Source organism: Moorena sp. SIO4G3 (genome assembly GCF_010692305.1).
GTDB lineage: Bacteria > Cyanobacteriota > Cyanobacteriia > Cyanobacteriales > Coleofasciculaceae > Moorena > Moorena producens_A.
This window is the reverse complement of the sequence record NZ_JAAHIG010000172.1, coordinates 1-17,996: the sequence shown is the minus strand read 5'-3', so window position 1 is coordinate 17,996 and position 17,996 is coordinate 1. Positions and strand designations below refer to the sequence as shown.

Annotated in this window: 19 protein-coding genes; 9 read left to right on the top strand and 10 right to left on the bottom strand. The window is 43.5% G+C overall.

All coding sequences use genetic code 11. From position 1 onward, the window contains the following. Positions 1–915 precede the first annotated feature (915 nt). The gene (locus F6J99_RS25575) at positions 916–1,908 is read left to right on the top strand and encodes an RNA polymerase sigma factor, RpoD/SigA family (RefSeq protein WP_070393804.1); all 993 of its coding nucleotides are present in this window, start codon (positions 916–918) and stop codon (positions 1,906–1,908) included. 922 nt (positions 1,909–2,830) lie between these two features. Further along, positions 2,831–3,343, top strand: coding sequence for a hypothetical protein (locus F6J99_RS25570; RefSeq protein ID WP_293116521.1), 513 nt, complete (start codon positions 2,831–2,833; stop codon positions 3,341–3,343). A 165-nt stretch (positions 3,344–3,508) separates the two neighbouring features. Here F6J99_RS25570 and F6J99_RS25565 read toward each other — a convergent pair whose 3' ends face one another. From F6J99_RS25565 to F6J99_RS25550, 4 genes are all read right to left on the bottom strand, one after another. Beyond that, on the bottom strand, positions 3,509–4,324 hold the full coding sequence (locus F6J99_RS25565; RefSeq protein ID WP_293116519.1) for a lysophospholipid acyltransferase family protein: 816 nt from the start codon (positions 4,322–4,324) through the stop codon (positions 3,509–3,511). Between the two features lie 323 nt (positions 4,325–4,647). Continuing rightward, positions 4,648–4,863: a hypothetical protein gene (locus tag F6J99_RS25560; RefSeq protein ID WP_293116517.1), complete on the bottom strand. Its 216-nt coding sequence runs from the start codon at positions 4,861–4,863 to the stop codon at positions 4,648–4,650. Positions 4,864–5,214: 351 nt separating this feature from the next. Then, positions 5,215–5,343 carry a hypothetical protein gene (locus F6J99_RS25555; protein ID WP_293116515.1) on the bottom strand — a complete coding sequence of 43 codons (129 nt, stop codon included), beginning with the start codon at positions 5,341–5,343 and terminating at the stop codon, positions 5,215–5,217. Between the two features lie 71 nt (positions 5,344–5,414). Then, positions 5,415–6,407 (bottom strand): hypothetical protein, encoded by a 993-nt coding sequence (locus tag F6J99_RS25550; protein ID WP_293116513.1) that lies wholly within the window; start codon positions 6,405–6,407, stop codon positions 5,415–5,417. Positions 6,408–6,524: 117 nt separating this feature from the next. On the opposite strand from F6J99_RS25550, the gene F6J99_RS25545 reads away from it, so the two are divergent. Continuing rightward, positions 6,525–6,689: a hypothetical protein gene (locus F6J99_RS25545; protein WP_083305265.1), complete on the top strand. Its 165-nt coding sequence runs from the start codon at positions 6,525–6,527 to the stop codon at positions 6,687–6,689. A 350-nt stretch (positions 6,690–7,039) separates the two neighbouring features. On the opposite strand, the gene F6J99_RS25540 is transcribed toward F6J99_RS25545, so the two are convergent. The 3 genes from F6J99_RS25540 to F6J99_RS25530 all read right to left on the bottom strand — a co-directional run bounded on the left by F6J99_RS25540 (position 7,040) and on the right by F6J99_RS25530 (position 8,710). Beyond that, positions 7,040–7,756 carry a Uma2 family endonuclease gene (locus F6J99_RS25540; RefSeq protein WP_229423938.1) on the bottom strand — a complete coding sequence of 239 codons (717 nt, stop codon included), beginning with the start codon at positions 7,754–7,756 and terminating at the stop codon, positions 7,040–7,042. A gap of 69 nt (positions 7,757–7,825) precedes the next feature. Further along, positions 7,826–8,044, bottom strand: a complete 219-nt coding sequence (locus F6J99_RS25535) for a hypothetical protein (RefSeq protein ID WP_293116510.1) — start codon at positions 8,042–8,044, stop codon at positions 7,826–7,828. A 144-nt stretch (positions 8,045–8,188) separates the two neighbouring features. Then, positions 8,189–8,710 (bottom strand): DUF29 family protein, encoded by a 522-nt coding sequence (locus F6J99_RS25530; RefSeq protein WP_293116508.1) that lies wholly within the window; start codon positions 8,708–8,710, stop codon positions 8,189–8,191. 128 nt (positions 8,711–8,838) lie between these two features. On the opposite strand from F6J99_RS25530, the gene F6J99_RS25525 reads away from it, so the two are divergent. Beyond that, on the top strand, positions 8,839–9,027 hold the full coding sequence (locus tag F6J99_RS25525; protein ID WP_293116506.1) for a hypothetical protein: 189 nt from the start codon (positions 8,839–8,841) through the stop codon (positions 9,025–9,027). Positions 9,028–9,070: 43 nt separating this feature from the next. Here the strand turns inward: F6J99_RS25525 and F6J99_RS25520 are convergent, their stop codons facing one another. Next, positions 9,071–9,271 (bottom strand): hypothetical protein, encoded by a 201-nt coding sequence (locus F6J99_RS25520; protein WP_293116504.1) that lies wholly within the window; start codon positions 9,269–9,271, stop codon positions 9,071–9,073. 776 nt (positions 9,272–10,047) lie between these two features. Between F6J99_RS25520 and F6J99_RS25515 the strand changes: the two genes are divergently transcribed. Then, positions 10,048–10,656 carry a hypothetical protein gene (locus F6J99_RS25515; protein WP_293116502.1) on the top strand — a complete coding sequence of 203 codons (609 nt, stop codon included), beginning with the start codon at positions 10,048–10,050 and terminating at the stop codon, positions 10,654–10,656. 155 nt (positions 10,657–10,811) lie between these two features. Further along, positions 10,812–13,259, top strand: a complete 2,448-nt coding sequence (gene recJ, locus F6J99_RS25510; RefSeq protein ID WP_293116500.1) for a single-stranded-DNA-specific exonuclease RecJ — start codon at positions 10,812–10,814, stop codon at positions 13,257–13,259. A 24-nt stretch (positions 13,260–13,283) separates the two neighbouring features. Here recJ and F6J99_RS25505 read toward each other — a convergent pair whose 3' ends face one another. Next, a complete protein-coding gene (locus F6J99_RS25505; protein WP_293116498.1) occupies positions 13,284–13,451 on the bottom strand; it encodes a hypothetical protein in 168 nt (55 codons plus the stop codon). 240 nt (positions 13,452–13,691) lie between these two features. Between F6J99_RS25505 and F6J99_RS25500 the strand changes: the two genes are divergently transcribed. Beyond that, positions 13,692–14,240, top strand: a complete 549-nt coding sequence (locus tag F6J99_RS25500) for an outer membrane beta-barrel protein (RefSeq protein ID WP_075901147.1) — start codon at positions 13,692–13,694, stop codon at positions 14,238–14,240. Between the two features lie 360 nt (positions 14,241–14,600). Further along, the gene (gene sir / locus F6J99_RS25495) at positions 14,601–16,553 is read left to right on the top strand and encodes a sulfite reductase, ferredoxin dependent (protein WP_293116496.1); all 1,953 of its coding nucleotides are present in this window, start codon (positions 14,601–14,603) and stop codon (positions 16,551–16,553) included. 169 nt (positions 16,554–16,722) lie between these two features. Here the strand turns inward: sir and coaE are convergent, their stop codons facing one another. Further along, entirely contained in the window at positions 16,723–17,325 is a 603-nt protein-coding gene (gene coaE / locus F6J99_RS25490) for a dephospho-CoA kinase (RefSeq protein WP_293116494.1), read from the bottom strand. 269 nt (positions 17,326–17,594) lie between these two features. Between coaE and F6J99_RS25485 the strand changes: the two genes are divergently transcribed. After that, positions 17,595–17,891: a hypothetical protein gene (locus F6J99_RS25485; RefSeq protein ID WP_293116492.1), complete on the top strand. Its 297-nt coding sequence runs from the start codon at positions 17,595–17,597 to the stop codon at positions 17,889–17,891. Positions 17,892–17,996: the final 105 nt, after the last annotated feature.

The following is a 17,996-nucleotide window of genomic DNA, read 5'->3' as shown; positions in this document are numbered from 1 at the left end:
GCTAGTGGGTCGGATGTGGATCTTTCTTAATTCTATAGTTAGGTAAGTTCGCCCTAGCCAACTCCAACCAATTACTTCCAACTCTTCAATTAGCAGTGGCAGTTCTAGGTGCGTGTCTAGACATCACGACCCCCATGAGTTCGGTTATCTCACTTCGGTGTATCTATCTATTTCCTGATTATTGGGTGATTATTTTAATGGAGGGTGTACCTGAGGCTTAATCTCCGAAGCCCCACCAAGCTCCCAAGTCCCACCAATGTCATCGACGGACTCTGTCCCTATGATATTGCGATTTTTTCCTCAAGGCAAACAATTGTTGAACCTTTTCACCTTTACCGGGGTCTAAATATCTAATACAATGGAGCTAAGTTGAAATCATAATGACTTCAACTTAATCCCAAACTGGTTAACCATTTGGTTAACCCTTACTAAAGGGGATTAACCTAAAAACCTCAAACCACCTGTGGGAGCCTGGTTGCTGCCAAGGTAGTAGGAAACTACTACAGGAGTAAGTGCTCGATCAGCCAAACCTCCGGACGCTGTATAAAACCAATCTGTAAATAACTTATATATAAGTATATATCACCTATAAATACTTATATAGTTACAGGGGGGGCAGCGGTAGAGGAAACATCCAAGCCCTCAAGCCCACATCTTCGATTTGTAGGAGTACCATTACTGGGGCAAGCCCCAGACAAAACCTAGAAAAACTTGACTTAGTATACAGCGTCAACCTCATAGTTACGGTTAAATCTCTTTCTAAGGAAGGAGGTAGGTGGTTAATACCTCTTGTAATAAATGTAATGCAATCCATGGCGTAATGATCTCAAGGGAAAGAGATTGTAGTTACTTGATGGAGTAAACATCCGCAACAGAATCTACTATACTGCTTGTTTTTGGAGTCACCACTCACCCATGCCCACTTCTAAAACCAAAACCAAAACTACCAAGCCTACCAAGCCTACCTTCTCAGCAGATATGGTTCGTACCTATCTTCATGAGATCGGTCGCGTACCTCTGCTGACCCATGAGCAAGAAATTGTTTATGGTAAACAAGTGCAGCAAATGATGGCACTTTTAGAGGCAAAAGGCACCTTGGAACAGGAGCTAGAGCGCGAACCGACAACTGAAGAGTGGGCTTCGTCCATTAATAAGACCGAAGCAGAACTGAAAAAAGCCATAGACCAAGGTACTCGAGCCAAGCGCAAGATGATTGAAGCGAATCTGCGCCTAGTAGTAGCGATCGCTAAGAAGTATCAGAAGCGCAACATGGAATTCTTGGACTTAATCCAAGAAGGTACCTTGGGCTTAGAGCGAGGGGTTGAGAAATTTGACCCAACCCGGGGCTACAAGTTTTCCACCTACGCTTATTGGTGGATTCGGCAAGCGATTACCCGTGCGATCGCTCAGCAAGCTCGTGCAATTCGGCTGCCTATCCACATTACTGAAAAGCTCAACAAAATTAAGAAAGTACAACGGGAACTATCCCAGACCCTAGGTCGCAATGCTACTCCCACCGAGATTGCTAAGGAGTTGGAATTAGAACCAGCTCAGATTCGGGAGTATTTGAGCATTGCTCGTCAACCCATCTCTCTCGACGTTCGGGTCGGAGATAACCAAGACACAGAGCTGTCTGAGCTGCTAGAAGATGATGGTCTGACACCGGTTAACTACACCACTCAGGAGTCCTTGCGGCAAGACCTAAATCTGCTGTTAGCAGAACTTACCCCCCAACAGCGGGAAGTGCTAGCGCTACGCTTTGGGTTAGAGGATGGCAAAGAGCTATCTCTGGCTAAAGTTGGTAAGCGACTGAACCTCAGTCGTGAACGGGTACGCCAGTTAGAACATCAAGCCTTAGCACAGCTACGGCGTCGCCATGCTAATTTCCGGGAGTACATCGCTAGCTAGCTAATGGTTGACTGTATTCCAAGCATGAGTGGTAGCCAGAAACGGTTACCACTTATTTTTTTGTAAAGAAATGTAAAAAAACCCGAAATGTCTGTTCTTACCTTTGGAGTATTTCTATAGTCAGAGTAAAATTCACATCACTGTATAAGTTCGTAAGCATTCAGCCGTCAGCTGTCAGCCGTCAGCTTTGTGGCACAGGCCACAAGCGCTGTGACTTCAATCAGATTAAACGAATGCTGACCTGTTTGATTCAAAAGCTGTTCGGTGTAGCTTGCCCTATGCCCATAAGCACATCAAGTAGCTTGCCCTATGCCCATAAGCTGATAGCTGATAGCTGATAGCTGATAGCTGAATACTTACATAAGTTCACCGATAATTTCACAAAATTTTCACATCAAAACGGGAGAGTGAGGAGGTAAAAAACCTGGGGGAGCCATTTAAGAAGCAATTTGTAAGTTAACCTGGACGAAAAATTATTCTAAGGGTTGAATAAAAGATGAGTCTAGACTCACCTATTTCAGCAAAAGGTCACTAATAGTTGCTTAGAGCAAGGGTCAACTAGCTGGGTGAACGCTGGTAGTCAAGCTTCAGCAAAATTTCCGACTATGACCAGCGCCAACTGTGACAGTTGATAAACCGCTCAACAAAGGAACAAACCAAAGCAGAGTTTAGGCTTAAATAGGATTATAACCTCAAGAGTCAACATAACTCTGGTTTAGGAAAAATTAACTTTTTCTGATTGATTATGGCTTCATCAGTTGATGCTCTAAACTCTCAGAATTTTTGCTCAGGGTGTCTTACAGTTTTTTTTTAAAAGGGGGTAAGTATGATGCTTAACCAATTAACTGGATCGTTCTTGTCAGCACGTCAACTGCTAAATCATAGAAAACTACCCCTGACAAGGCTATTACTAACGATAGGATTGGTAACTACCTCATCAACTATAGCAACAGCAGCACCTCAACGGCCAGATCAAGCCATTGATACTACAGGTAGAGCGTACACTCAAGCAACCATTCCAAATGCATCAATGCCTGATGATGGCATCTACCTCTATGGTGAATCCTCACAACCAGGAGAGATCGGTAAAGAATATCTAGTATTTGAAGCGAATCAGGGCAACGTGCTTGGTGCGGTATATATGCCTCAGTCAGAATATAGCTGTTTTTACGGCACCCTAGATTCAAAACAAATGAATTTGACGGTTATTGATCCCTACAACCAAACCGCTTTGTCCCATACCATTGCCCGTCAACAACGTTCACCCATTGCTGCAGTTGGTCAACAGCTAACCTTTGACCATCGCTATAGCGCTATGAATTATCCTTACAAGGTTGGATTAGAAGGATATCAACCAATTAGTTCTATTAGTGATGGTGACCAGGAAATTTTGAGGGTTTGCCGAGATAACTACCAAGGAAGAGTCACCGAGTGATTAATGCTCCCTAGGACTAATACTAATTGTTAGGTAATTAAAGTTTGACTTGACCATTAACAACCTTGGATTAGGGGTAAGTCTTAATAATTTAGGGAGCATTAAATCAAAAATCCAATCTCTAAAATTTAAATGCTAATTAAACCCTAAAATTGGAACAGTGACTCATAATCCAGCAACCAAAGCATTTAGCTCAGATTGCATTTGAGTAGAAACTTGCTCGTAACAAGCATCAACATAATCTTGATCCCGAGCAGCAACACGACCATAACGCTCAAAAACAATCGGAGGGCAAACACGAGTTGTAATGGGTATGGGCAAGGGTATATTGGGTAGAGGACCAATCGCCAATCCCCAAGGCAAACCAAGATAAATTGGGAAAACTTGTGGGTCAAGACCAAATAACCAGGGCATCCCCAACTCATGCAGTTGTCGTGCCTGTTCATAGCAGTCACCTAAGACAATCAGGGTATCATGGGCACCGTTGGAGATAATCGGTACAATAGGAACCTTTTCTCGTAGTGCCAGTTTAATAAAGCCCTTACGTCCAGCCAATTGAATTTGATGACGCTGGCTATGGGGACGGAATACATCTTGGGCACCCCCTGGATAGACTAAGACACTAGCTCCCTTACGAAAAGCAGCGATCGCCATTTGGGGATGAGCCATGACTGCCCCCATCTTTGCCGCTAGCTGCGCCAGGGCTGGATAAATTTGCCAGGCATTAGAATGCATCAGACCATAAACTGGACGCTGGGTGCCAAAGCGGCAAAACCAGTCATACATCATCATCACCATATCAGGGGAAGCTAATCCACCATTATGGGAACCAACCAACAGCACCTTACTCTCAGGAATGTGCTGCCAGCCATCAGTTTTCACCCGAAAGTAGTAGCGATAAAACCATTCCCACTGGGGCAGATAGGATTCAATTACTTCTGGATCTCGCTCTTCTAAAGACCAACCAAACCGATGCGTCAAGGCTATACTATTGAGTTAACTACAGTTAAATCCTATTCCAAAAAAACCTGAGCTAGAGGTTAAGTAGATCACTAAAAGCTCCTACAAAGGATGCGAGTGATAGCAATTCTTCACCAGACTTCTTCGACAAGGTTCTCTATTCCGTGGGCAGAGCACTATACTTTTTTGGTTAACCACTTAGCACTTAGGCTATTGAGTTAGGCATTAACTGGGTTTGTTACCCAGTTGTGCGGTTACCCAGTTTGTCACCATTGGCCGTAGGCCTTTAGCTGATAGCTTACCCCAGTTTTGTGTAACTTCTGCTAGTTTTACTGTATTGTTTGTTACATTGTTGCTTTAGCGCTTATTGTATTAATTTCCTCTTGCTCCGGGTCTCGGTCAAAAATAAGTATATATTCCATCTCAGGCATCAGTCTGCGCAGAACTTGTAGATGAGCCTCAGCGTCAGTTCGGCGACGAAAGCGAGCGACAATAATTCGCTGCATTTTAGGAAGTGGCTTGATAATACACCATGGGCTTAGTCGATCACGGTAGGTCATAACACCCTGCTCCATCATGTTTGATTGATTATTTTGATAAAATCGATAAATAGATTAAATCTCTTTGACTAAATCTACAGTTATAAAACTACAGTTATAGCCGTTAGATCCTTAAGCAGTTGAACGCTTCAAGACAGTACGTTTACCGCCTCTACTTTCAGCGGGTGATCTGACCAAGGTTAGATCACCTAAATAGTCTACTTGCAGTTCATCTGCTTGTAGGGATGTCCAACCCTGCGACCCTATCTATAAAAGCAGCTACGATAGAACGCTGTGTTGCCAAATTGCCGATTTAAATAAAAAAGCTTCCGTTATCTGTTAGCGATTAATATCATGTCAGGATAATTACCCTTAATAAAAAGGTATTTTTAAACTGAAAAAAACCCTCTCCCCAGCACCCCAGCTCCCTTTCACCCGATTGACCTGACAATTTATTTCTGAAAATGAAACAGCCCTGCCCCCATCTCCCCATCTCCCCATGTCCCCACACTTCCCACACTTCCCACCCTCTCCCCTTAATTATGGGTATTCAAGCAGACTTGATATAACCATTACCCATCCCCGATTTGCTGTTGATCATAAGGACATAGCAAATTCCTAATTACCTGGGGAATCTCCTCAAAATGCTCCAAGAGAAAATCCATCAGGGCAAGATGGCGCAAATCAATTGGCTGGGGACGGCGATAGTTGTGACCGCTGGAAAACCAGCGCTGAACGGTGGCAGTTGAGCGAGAGCAGATACTAGCGATTTGTTCGTAATTCACATCCCATTTATGATAGAATTTTCTAGGAGTCATACCCAGTTGGCAGTTGCTGTAGAGTTCAATTAGATCTTGCTCTCGTTGAGTTAGAGTCCGGGGAGAGGTTCTATATTGATCATCGAAACGGTATCTCCCAGAGGGAGTTCGTAACACATTGGGTGATTTCAAATAATTTCTAGGACCAAAAGCCTCAGTGCAAGTCCAAGAATAGGAATCTTTATAGTTGGTTGTTAGCGTACCCTTAGGATGTCGAGGTTCAATGTCTTCTTCCCAAGCGGTGTCAGCAACGATCCAAGCTGCACTAGGGGAGTCTTTGTCAAGCCAGATCAGGTAGCAAATTGCCCATTGGCATTGATGCCTGGCGTAGGCGTAGAAGAATCCAATCACAACACCCCAGTCCATTTGACCGTTTAGAGGTCGCCACCTAATGGGTGAGCCTGTTTGATAACGGGGTGTTGCTGTAGGGTTCCAAGTAGTTGGGGGGTCTATTGATGGTGGCGCAATTTCTGTTTTAATGGGGTCAAACAGTAGATCTGAGTCTACCTGGCGGATGGTATTTAAATAACTGGCTATCAGTTTTCCGGTGAGATTCTCAGTTAGGTGCTGGATTAGGAGGGTAGCTAGAGTTTTTAGTTCTGGTTCTTCTATATCCATTGACTCTGCATTAAAGTCGGCATCGCCGTAGTCCTTCAAATGGGATAACAGTTGTGTGATGCCGAATTCGTCTAAGGCTTGCTGATAGCTAGGAGGCTGATCGCTTTTTTCTCTAACTGTTTCTACCATAGGAAACTTGCTGATAATTACATCAATAGTATACTATTATGTATATAAAAGATCCGTTTTAAGTACAAATAATGTAAAATTTGACATCAACTAACAGGTAAACTTATAATTTTGATTATGAGCAAACGTATACAAGTCACCTTACCAGACCGGATTGCAGACGATTTACAGCGATGGGCTGATTACGATGGACGCCCTCTATCTAACCTTGCTGCTTACCTTCTAGAACGTGCTGTTACCGAGGCCAAGAAAGAAGGTGTTGAATGGGACAAAGAGTCTTGATCTCCACCAACGGTTGATTACGCCATCAGCCAGAGCGCGCTAATGGCGCTTTATTTTAATAACTAGTATGGCTCAAGTAAGGGAGTAGCAAAAAAACAAAATTCCAGTTTTTAGCTTGTAGGGTGGAGAAAAACAGTTTGTTTGTTTTGAGTATTCTAGATTAGATTACTTAGTCCACCCTACTTTAATTGGTATTTTTTGTACAAGCAATTCCCTAATTTAAGCTAGGAATCTCAGTCTGTATAAATTCGAGGAGAAGTTTAGGTTGCAACGCCTTAATAATCCTCATTAAGGTGTTGCTGAATACTCTATTCAGCAACACCTTAAAACCAAATACTATAGCCGCAACGTTAATCTTCTGGTAGATTTTTCCTGACCCATTTACGCCAAGCTAAAATCATCGTAGTGTCATCCTGGGTTTCTGCCTGCTGCAAAAACTGATTGATAATCTCTACAGAGAGAATCTCAAAGGTGAAATTGTCCTGACAACGAACATAGTCTCCATTTTGCAGCCGGTAAATTTCTACACTCTTTCCTATATAACGCCAAACTTCAGGCACTCCTATCTGCTTGTAAATCCCAAATCTCCGACTGGATGAACTGGTAATATCGACTTCAATCACCAAGTCTGGTGGAGGATCGTTGGCTAAATCTACTGTTCTGCCTTGAATACAGTCAACATTGCCGATGTAGTAGCAAGAGTCAGGTTCTGCACCATGCTCTAAATCCTCCCGATTCAGGGTTGTAGAAGCAAACCCTTTGACCCGAAGATTCAGTTCTTCGGTTAAGGTATTCACCATCCGTTCTAGCAGCTGCTTGTATGTCTCATGGCGATCTGAGGGCATCGTGATTTCTAGCATTCCTTGAGCATAGGCAAGACGTGAGGCTCGATGATCTCCTAAGTCTGCCAATAGCGCCTTGTACGTCTGCCAACTGACGTTTTGTAAGACAATTCTCTGGGTAGTTTTGACAGGTGAATCCTCATCTGAACTAAAAGTACTGACCATTGATGCAGTGATTGTGGTGAAAATGCGATTGGCCGTAGGCCACGCGGGGCGCGTTCGCACAAATCCTTAACAGCAATGCAGCGCGGTCTTGGGGATCCCTCCCATGAGCGACTGCATCGAGACAGCGACTTAATCTAATTGGTCTGGATTAATACCTAACTCACGCAGTCGCGCCGCCAAACGTTCTGCTCGTTGCTTAGCTTTTATAGCTTCGAGCTGAGCTTGTGCCAACTCCTCGCTTGCTAGAGGAATCAAATTCCCCTCAAGGGTCATCCAGCGTAACCATAATCGGGGGATATCGCGAAAAGCGATGCAGCGAGGTAGCGCGGTCTTGGGGGTTCCCCCCATGAGCGACTACCGGTGCGGTCTTGGGGGTTTCCACGGGGCTTACAAGGTGCGGACGCAGGTTCCGCACACAGACCCAAAACCATGAGCGACTGCATCAAGACAGGAAGGGAAGTCATAGGTATTGTCGATTGTGAATAACTCGATTTATAGTTGTATATGTTGGTTCCAATAAGAACCTCCTGGTAATTTAGTTAAATAGTCATTAATAAATAAAGGTAAATCCTTTTTTGAATGGAGGTATGTCAAGGCCAGCAAATCTTGAGTTGTTTGCCTCAGCTGAGCTCTATCTACTAGTTTTGAAAGTTGAACTGGAGTATAGGCACCATTGAGAACCTCGACACTCGCCGTGGAAATTGCTGCCTCTAGTTCATTGTCAATCAATGACTGCCATTGATCAGCATTGATAGTATAGGATTTTTGGTTATCTTTGAGATTCAGTTTTTGGATTTCCCGAATGAAATCACGAATTGAAGCTGCCCAAGAATTTGCCAAACGCTCCTCTACTTGGTTTTTAATCAAGTTAATCAATGCCTTGTTTAAATAGGATTCAATCTGATGCAGAGTTGCGCGTTTACTCATCTGTTCCAACTCATCTACAATTGCTAAGGCATCTGCGTAGCGTCCCTCTAGGATACTTATTCTGAGATCGATTAATTCCTGAGTCATAACCCAGTCCTCACAGATTTATCGTTCCCTTTAGCCTATCGAAGAAACTGCACAAGTCATCTGGCACGCATATTAACTCAATAAAGTCAATAGCACGGTGCTAGGAAAATAGCTTTCAGAGCAAAAGATTGGTAAGGGATGCAGCGCCGACCTGCGGGGGTTTCCCCCACTCGCGCTTTGCATCAAGAACGGATGTCACCGATGGTAGTCTCGGGAAGATGGCTAAAGTGTCGGAAGTGTGGGAGATAGGGAGTGTGGGGAGATGGGGAGGTGTGGGGAGATGGGGAGATGGGGATAATTGTCAGGGGCTTGTTTAATTAATCCTGGCATCGGCTTTTCCATTAGCCTTTTAGGCATTGGTCAATCCCAAACCCGATGCAAATCCAACAAAAAACCTGGTAAAACCTCTTCACCAGACAACCTCTTAGCTGTTCTTTCAAGCCTTAAATCTCGATTTGCGGCTTCGAGTGTAACAAACTGTTCTAAGAGGATATCTCCCAAGTTTTTTGATACTGAATTTTGCCCCCCTAGCCCCCCAACTTTGGGGGGAACAAGAGTCAATTTGCTTCTAAAAGTCCCTTCCGGTGCGCTTTCCAATGGGCGAGTAAATCGCCCTTGGGTCGCACCGCAAAATTGGGGGATTTAGGGGGCTTGGATGTAGCCAATGATACTTCTCATACAACCTCTAAAGTAACGGACAATCCTATAGTTCTAGGTAACTCAATCTGTAGGTTATCAGTTTCAGGTATAGCGGCTATCTTTACCATTTTTAACTCTACTAAAAAGGTATTTTTTAGTAGAGTTATACTAGATCAAGACTAAACTTAGTTTTACTTTGCTTGGTTTGATTTGTGATTTGTTGGGGAGGGGTGGATATAGACATGTTTTGGTATTTCAATTATAAATCAATTCTCAAATTAATTGACTACACCCCAACTTACTGGAAATCCTGGTGAGGTGATCAGTATATTGATTCGATATCTGCTACTCGATTAAGATAGCAATTTGCCAGGGATTCAATCCCTGGCTACAATGGGGGATAATCAGTAAAGTGTAATATTTCTGTGTCCACCACTGGTGGATGTAGATACAGCTAAGCTGTACTGGTGGAATTTTTGTTCATTCATTCGGTCAAGGATTGGGGTTAACCAAAACTTGACCGATTTTTTTATCAAGTATCAGCGATGCAGAGGTGCGACCCGTGGCGAATTTAATTACGGGTCAAGTTCACCTAAGCGGTCATGGGGTAAACCCCCAAGACCGCGCTGCATCAAGAAAGGATTTATTTCTGTTTCCTTGATTTAGGATTGCTATAGGAGACATGATAAATAAAGATCATGGCATATAGTGACTTTACAACTATCTACAAAGTTCAAACGACGTTTAACCTCATTGTTGATGAGGGGAATACTATATTTAAGGATCTTGCTCCTATCGAGCCGAGTGATCACTTGAAAACAACCCTTAAGGAAAATCTGCCGCTCACGAATGCTATCAATACGGAAAAAGCTCGTTCTGAGTTAGTTATTGCTCCGGTTTTACTGGAAGTGCGCCGTCTGCTTGATTTCAAAATCGGTTTTTTTTCTGGAACTGAATTGAATGTCGATAAAGGCACTGGATTAAATGGATACTGTGATTATATCCTTACTGCTTCTAAGGAAATGTATGAAATTCGGACACCAGTTGTCACCCTCGTGGAGGCAAAAAATGAAAATATTAAGGGGGGATTAGGACAGTGCATTGCGGAAATGGTAGCAGCTCAGAGATTTAATCAACAACAGGATCAGGATATTGATGCTATCTATGGAGCTGTAACTACTGGGACAAATTGGAAGTTTATCAAGTTGGTGAATCAATTGGTGTTTATTGATTTAGATGACTATTATATTAAGGAAATTGATCTGATACTGGGAATATTGGCACATCCGTTTAAGCAGTATCTATGAGGCAAGAGGCAAAAGGCAAGAGGCAAGAAAGTAGCCACTGCATCAAGACAATAGTTCTGGATAAAGTTGGTTATGGGTCGGTCTGATTAAGTTAGTATGTTTGTACTAACTCGACTAACTATAAGCGATCGCAAATTAGGTTCATGTCCCAATCCATGTCAGAATCCATGTCCCAATCCCAATGGCAAGTCCTAGCACCACCTGACTTTCCTCAGTGGTTCCTCAAAGCTGTCAAATCCCATAATAATGGCTCTTCGGGACATTATGCTGCTCAACTGCTGTGGCAACGGGGCATACGAGAGGAGAAACAACTGGCTGGTTTCCTAAACCCAGAGTTGTATCAACCTACCAGCCCTTTTGATTTTGGACAGGAAATGAAATGGGCAGTAAAACGCCTACTGCAAGCCCGTGAGGCTGGGGAAAAAGTAGCCATATGGGGGGACTTTGATGCGGATGGAATCACGGCTACTAGTGTCCTCTGGGAAGGACTGGGACAGTTTTTCTGGCAGCACCAACAGCTAAGTTACTACATTCCCAATCGCCTGACGGAATCCCATGGTTTGAATTGTGCAGGAATTGACCAACTGCACGCTTCTGGGGTGAAACTTATCGTTACCTGCGATACTGGCAGCACGAATCTGAGGGAAATTGATTATGCTCACCAGTTGGGAATAGATGTGATTATCACTGACCACCATACTCTACCAGATGACCGTCCGCCAGTGGTTTCTATCATCAATTCTCGCTATTTTTCTGACACTCACCCTTTATTTCATTTGTCTGGGGTGGCGGTGGCGTATAAGTTAGTGGAAGCGATGTATCAGGTTTTACCTAATATTCCCCAACAACGGTTAGAGGCGTTGCTGGATTTGGTGGCAATTGGTCTAATTGCGGATTTAGTGGAATTATCTGGAGATTGTCGTTACCTGGCACAACGGGGAATTGAACAACTGAAGCAGCAACTGAAAACTCGCTCTCGTCCTGGTGTAGCGCGATTGTTACAGTTGTGTAAACGCAGTGGCGATCGCCCGACTGATATTTCTTTCGGACTTGGCCCGAGAATTAATGCTGTAAGTCGGATTCAAGGGGATGCTTCATTTTGTGTTGAGTTACTGACTAGTAAGGATGAGAAACGTTGTGAGCAACTGGCTTTAGAGACGGAATTAGCTAATAGCCGCCGCATGTCTTTACAAAAAGATATTACTAAGCAAGTTAAGGATAAACTTGCCCAACTTGATCTGTCTACTACTAATGTGATTGTCCTAGAGGATCCCCAATGGCCGGTTGGTGTTTTAGGCTTAGTGGCAGGTCAAATTGCTCAGGAATACGGACGCCCGACGATTTTGTTAAGTACAGTTTTGTTAAGTACTGAAAGTAGCGATAGAGAAAGCAAACTGGTAGAAGCAGGTTTAGAGGATAAAAACTTCTATAGTATAGCACGGGGTTCGGCTCGTTCTGTTAATAATATTGATCTTTATGAATTAGTCAATTCCCAAGCTCATTTGTTGCATCGCTTCGGAGGTCATCCTTTTGCGGCTGGGTTGAGTTTGCCAGTGGATAATATTCCTTTATTTACGGAAGCGATTAACCAGCAGTTGGCACAAAAACTAGGGAATACGGGTGCTTTGATGATGCCAGCCATGGAAGCGGATTTGGTGGTTAAGGTTGCTGAGTTGGGCAAAGCACTATTTGATGAATTGAAACACCTGGAACCTTGTGGTATGGGTAATCCTGTGCCAAAAATGCTGATTAAAAACTGTTGGTTTGAACAGGTGTGGAATCGTAACTCTAAGGATTTGAGAGGGCGGAAAGTACAGTATATTAAAACTAAATTTGAAATTTGGGATGACTCCACAAGTATGGGTTTTCCTGGAATTTGGTGGGGACATTATCAGGATGAAGTCCCTAAAGTTAGATGTAATGCTGTTGTGGAATTAGACTATAATAATTATGAAAAACGCCCAGAAGTACGCCTCGTTGCTGTGCAAGGTTGCCAAGAAAAGGATTTTGTCCAGTCTTGTTTACAGGTCTCTAATCAGCTCGATTGGATTTTAGATTGGCGGGGAGAAGAGTTACAGGGTGAAGCTTTAACTCCTCTAATGGTTTATGAGTGTCCGACGAGTTGGGATGAGTTACAAGTATGGTGTAGGAGAGCGATACAGGCAGAACGACAATTAGCGATCGCATATCCACGGCCTAAACAACTATCTGCCCAAGACACCTGGAAAAAGTTGCTAGGAATTGCTAAATTCCTCAGTCGCACGGGTCAATGGGCTACTTTGGTACAATTGCAGGAGAAGTTGGATTTAAGCGATCGCACTGTTGAGTTAGGACTGAATGCCCTATCAGCGATTGGTTTTGAGGTTTCTTACCAGGACTGCGGGGTACAAATAAGTTGGCATCCAAAAGAGTGGTCTTCCCATGGGACGAATGTTGCTGAAAATGATGCGATTGCGCTACGCGCACGCTGCGCGAACGCAATATTTTTTGCTGCCATTGAGGAAGAACAGTTCCGACGTCAGTATTTTTACCAGGTGCCTCTGTCTACCATTGCTGCATATAACATTGCTGGATATGGCATGGTTGGTATGAAACAAGATTAGACGTAAGCACTCAGCACTCAGCACTCAGCACTCAGCCTTGGCCGTTGGCCACGCTACGGGAATGGCCACGCTACGGGAATGGCTGATGGCTGATGGCTGATGGCTGATACCTGATGGCTGATGGCTGATAGCTGATGGCTGATGGCTGATAGCTAAATGCTTACAATCTGTGACACCTGGTAAACAGTCCACTACCGAAACACAGACATTAAATTAATTGATAAAACCGACTCTCTTTTCAAGAGTATCAACTAATTAGGGAGGCTAAAACTAAGCCATATTTTTTTTTAGTTATCTCCGGATTAGCTAGAGTCAAGTCATCTCAAGGTTTTCAAGTATTTAGATTTTTTTTTAGAACCTCAGGAACCTTTTGTTTATTCCCAACGACTTGTAGAGAAAGGAACAAAAAATTAACTAGTTTGAGGAAAAAGAATGCAAGGTTTACTGAAATCTATTGTCACTATTTCTACTTTGGCTGCTACAACAATTGCTCCAGTTTTACTAGGAAATAGTATGGCTTCTGCTAATCCAGGAGCACAGGATCTCCGCGCTAAAGGTACAGATGCTAGCTACATTGGCGTTGGACTTGCCGCCGGTGTAACGAGTGATGGACAAGGGAATGACCAAAATATTGGTGGTAATATTACCACTCGTGTAACAACTTCAAAGCTGCCAGTTTCTCTAAGAGGTGATATTCTTTTCAATGATGACAATACAGCGATTATTCCTAGTGTTTCCTTTGACCTAGGCGTAGCTAAAAATACTAATGTTTTTGCTAGTGTTGGTTACTCTTTTGTGGAAGATGACGGAGACAATACACCCATCGGTAATCAAGATGCTTGGGTGCTTGGCGTGGGTGCTGAAAGCCAAATTGCTAAGGATGTTTTGGTTTACGGCAATACTAAGGTAGGTCTTAACGCTTACGAAAATAGTTCAGGTGAGTCTGTCAGTGTTCAAGTGGGTGCAGGCTATCGTTTCTAAACTTAGTATGTCTATTGTCAAAGGGAAAGGATGAAGGATGAAGCATGAAGGATGAAGCATGAAGGATGAAGTATAAAGGATGAAGTATTAACTGTCAAATACTTCAACTGAGGTGACAACAATCCTCTTGTGCATCTACTCGCTTTGGCCAATCTACTAGCTTCAACCTTCCTTCAACTCTTTCCTTTCCTCTTTGCCGGTATCTCATTGAACGACAATGAATGAATTTGGAGAAATTTTAGGATTTCTAAAGTTATCGATCCAATGGGCAACGGTAGTATTAGGATCTAATCATTAACCGTAATCCCGACCGATTTATCGGGAATTATACTTATTCATCTTTTTTGCTCCGTTGAACCCATGGTTGTATCTCAGACTCCTAAAGCCCGCAAACCCTCTAAGATTGAAGGAATTAAAGAACGCAGTAACTTCTTGCGTGAGCCGGTGGCAACTGAATTGCTACAGGATACCACTCATTTTACAGAAGACGCTATTCAAATTCTTAAGTTTCACGGGTCTTACCAGCAAGACAACCGAGATAACCGGGTCAAGGGTCAGGAAAAAGACTATCAGATGATGCTGCGCACTCGAAATCCTGGAGGATTTATTCCACCAGAGCTTTATCTGACTCTAGAGCAGTTGTCAGAAGAGTATGGTAACCATACCCTACGAGTAACGACCCGTCAGGGTTTTCAGATTCATGGCATTCTCAAGAAGAATTTGAAAGCGACAATTGCAGCAATTATCCGCAATATGGGGTCAACCTTGGGTGCTTGTGGAGACCTCAACCGTAATGTTATGGCTGCGCCAGCACCATACAAAAATCGACCAGAGTATCAGTATGCTTGGGAGTATGCTGATCGGATTGCTGACTTACTTACCCCTCAAACCGGTGCCTATTACGAGATTTGGCTGGATGGGGAAAAGGTAATTAGTGCTGAGGAAGCTCCGGAGGTGAAAGCAGCACGCCAGCGCAATGGTAATGGTACTATTTTCCAGGACAAAGAGGAACCAATCTACGGGGAACACTATATGCCCCGGAAGTTTAAGTGTTCCGTAACGGTTCCCGGGGATAACTCGATTGATATCTATACCCAAGATGTGGGGTTGGTGGTAATCACTAACGACCAGGGAGAACTGGAGGGATTTAATGTTCTGGCTGGTGGGGGTATGGGTCGCACTCACAATAAGGAAGAAACCTTTGCTCGTCTAGCTGACCACATCTGCTATGTAGAGAAAGACGATATATACGACTTGGTTAAGGCAATTGTGGCAACCCAGCGGGATTATGGCGATCGCGTAAACCGCCGTCATGCCAGAATGAAGTACCTAATCAATGATTGGGGTGTCGAGACGTTCCGGGAAAAAGTAGAAAGCTACTTCGGTAAAACCCTGGCACCGTTTAAGCCCTTACCCCCGTTTAAGTACGAAGATTATTTGGGTTGGAACGAACAAGGAGACGGAAAGCTATTCCTGGGGATATCGATTGAGAATGGTCGGGTCAAAGATGAAGGGGATTTCCGACTCAAAACAGCTCTGCGGGAAATTACTGAGAAATTTGCCCTACCGATGCGGCTGACTGCTAACCACAATATTATTCTTTATGAGATTGACCCGACCCACCAGCAAGCCCTGAATCAGATTCTAGAACAGCACGGTATTCAAGTTACTCCAGAAGGAATTGAACCGTTAGTGCGCTACTCCATGGCTTGTCCAGCTTTACCTACTTGTGGTTTAGCGGTTACCGAATCAGAACGGGCGCTCCCTGGCATGGTTGATCGGATTCGGTTACTGCTAGACAAATTGGGGTTAGAGAAGGAATATTTTGTGATCCGAATGACCGGTTGTCCTAATGGCTGTGCTAGACCTTATATAGCAGAGTTGGGATTTGTCGGTAGCGCACCAAAGGCTTATCAAGTGTGGCTGGGAGCTTCACCAGATCAAACTCGGTTATCACGACCCTATGTACAGAAAATGCCAGAAAGTGAGCTGGAATCTTTCTTTGAACCAATTTTTGTGCAATTTCGGGAAGAGCGCAAACCAGAAGAGAGTTTTGGGGATTTTTGCGATCGCATTGGCTTTGATGCCCTTCGGGAATTTTCTGCTAACTATGAGCTAGGTAGCGGTATAGTTAATCCAGATGCCAAGCTAGCAAGTAAGAAATCCTCAGCTAAGAAATCTTCTACTGCTAAAAATCGCCGTCGAATTAGCATTCCCGAAGAAGTCCATGCTCGTCTTAAGGAAGCTGCTGCTAACCAAGGGAAAAGTATGACGGAGTTGGCAGCAGAAGCTCTGAAAGCTTATTTGGGATAACTAGCGCGGGCAGGTTTGCAGAAGGTCGAATGAAGAATGCAGAATTTAGAATGAAGAATGCAGAATGCAGAATTTAGAATTTAGAATGCAGAATGTAGAATTCTTAATTCTTAATTCTTAATTCTTAATTCTTAATTCTTAATTCTAATAAATTCTAAATTCTAAATAGTTATCGATGATATCGATTGGTAGCAAGGGCAGTAGATACTTGTTGGATTAGAGCTTCTTTGGTAGAGGAGTTATCTAAAACCTTATCAGCAAGTGCTATTTTCTGCTGGAGGGGGAGTTGGCTGTTGATCCGGGCTTGAGCTTGTTCTTTAGAGATGCGATCGCGTTTCTGGATCCGTTTGAGCTGTTGTTCTGGTGAGCAGCTGACTACCCAAGTTTCTGTCACTAAATCGGTCATCTTAGCTTCAAATAGTAACGGGATGACTAAGATCACTGTCGGAGGAACTATGGTATCGAGCTCAGATTGAAAGCGATCGCGTACATAAGGATGGATTTGTTGCTCTAACCACTGTCGCTCAGCTGGGTTACTAAAAATTATCTCTCCCAAGCGTTTACGGTTCAGGGTACCGTCACTGTGTTGCACTTGTAAACCGTAGCGCTGATAAATCTGTTTCAGGATTGGTGAATCTGGTTGTACCGCTTCTCTGGCATAGATATCCGCATCTAAAATCGGTAGCCTGTAGGTATCAGCCAGGTAATTCGATACGGTGGTTTTTCCCGTAGCGATACCACCGGTTAGACCAATGATGCGTTTTTGATTCATGAAAATACCTAAGAGCTGATAGCTGATAGCTTACATATAAGTTAATGTTACCTTTAAACAGAACAATCGCGGTTTTAGGTATCACTCACATTTAATAAGTTGTTTACTAAAAGTTAATCAACTTTTATTGTTAAAAGAGTATAATTTAGGGTGGTGGTACAAAAGTAGTGATTTTTGGTACCCGAAACCTTGACCAGACCTTAGCCAAACCACTACATCTTTACCACTAGCTAATTTAGCTTGAACAATCATCAATTGAGAGACTAGATATGGCTCTTATAGTTGGTACAGCTTTTGCTGATGGAATTACGGGCTCAGCTGGAGATGACTTCATTATTGGCCTTGCGGGAAATGATACTTTGCGAGGTGAGAGTCCAAACGGTAGTGCCCTTGGAAACGACACTCTCATAGGGGGACCAGGAAATGATGTTTTAGATGGAGCAGGGTTAGAGACTCCTGATGAGGTTGACATATTGATTGGTGGCTCAGGTAATGATATCTTTAGCCTTCAGGATGATGGTGATCTATATGATTCACTCTCAGTCAGGGCTATTTCATTCTCATGAAAGCTAATAAATGCTAGGCTTACAAGTTAGCTGAGAGTTTCATGAGTTACCATGCGTTTGTCTGCCCAATCTGCCCCTGCTGTCTCAGTTCCTAGGCTCGCCCCA

Coding starts and splice junctions, on each gene's coding strand:
- F6J99_RS25575 (WP_070393804.1), top strand. CDS start 916: ATGCCCACTTCTAAAACCAAAACCAAAACTACCAAGCCTACCAAGCCT.
- F6J99_RS25560 (WP_293116517.1), bottom strand. CDS start 4,863: ATGACCTACCGTGATCGACTAAGCCCATGGTGTATTATCAAGCCACTT.
- F6J99_RS25555 (WP_293116515.1), bottom strand. CDS start 5,343: ATGGGGAGATGGGGAGATGGGGGCAGGGCTGTTTCATTTTCAGAAATA.
- F6J99_RS25550 (WP_293116513.1), bottom strand. CDS start 6,407: ATGGTAGAAACAGTTAGAGAAAAAAGCGATCAGCCTCCTAGCTATCAG.
- F6J99_RS25545 (WP_083305265.1), top strand. CDS start 6,525: ATGAGCAAACGTATACAAGTCACCTTACCAGACCGGATTGCAGACGAT.
- F6J99_RS25535 (WP_293116510.1), bottom strand. CDS start 8,044: ATGGGGGGAACCCCCAAGACCGCGCTACCTCGCTGCATCGCTTTTCGC.
- F6J99_RS25530 (WP_293116508.1), bottom strand. CDS start 8,710: ATGACTCAGGAATTAATCGATCTCAGAATAAGTATCCTAGAGGGACGC.
- F6J99_RS25515 (WP_293116502.1), top strand. CDS start 10,048: ATGGCATATAGTGACTTTACAACTATCTACAAAGTTCAAACGACGTTT.
- recJ (WP_293116500.1), top strand. CDS start 10,812: ATGTCAGAATCCATGTCCCAATCCCAATGGCAAGTCCTAGCACCACCT.
- F6J99_RS25500 (WP_075901147.1), top strand. CDS start 13,692: ATGCAAGGTTTACTGAAATCTATTGTCACTATTTCTACTTTGGCTGCT.
- sir (WP_293116496.1), top strand. CDS start 14,601: ATGGTTGTATCTCAGACTCCTAAAGCCCGCAAACCCTCTAAGATTGAA.
- coaE (WP_293116494.1), bottom strand. CDS start 17,325: ATGAATCAAAAACGCATCATTGGTCTAACCGGTGGTATCGCTACGGGA.
- F6J99_RS25485 (WP_293116492.1), top strand. CDS start 17,595: ATGGCTCTTATAGTTGGTACAGCTTTTGCTGATGGAATTACGGGCTCA.